Below are 260 nucleotides of genomic sequence, written 5' to 3'. Positions count from 1 at the left end.
GACCGTGGCCATAATGCATACTCCGACCGCCATCTTAAAGGCGTCGGCAACGTCCGCAAGCCACAGCATCATGAAAAAGTTGTTCATCTAAATCCCCCGCGTTGGCTATCAGTTCGTCGATAGCAGAGATCGGGTTGTTCGGAGCATCGAGCACCGCGTCCTGCGCCTCGATGTAGCCCTTCAGGCGGCCGGCTTTCAGCCCCTGCAAGTATGCTGTACTGAACCGCTTGTTGTGGTCAGCAATGAACTCGTCCATAACC

General features: G+C 55.4%; 1 protein-coding gene. It reads right to left on the bottom strand.

Annotation, left to right across the window (positions count from 1 at the left end):
• Nucleotides 1-34: 34 nt before the first annotated feature.
• The coding region (locus AC1RPH_RS08400; protein WP_481762131.1) for a hypothetical protein at nt 35-260 on the bottom strand (226 nt) is incomplete at its 5' end.

It is taken from the genome of Dellaglioa sp. CoH-57-MRSF-16, assembly GCF_056782055.1.
The sequence above is the reverse complement of the archived record's forward strand: the minus strand, read 5'-3'. Positions and strand labels throughout refer to the sequence as shown.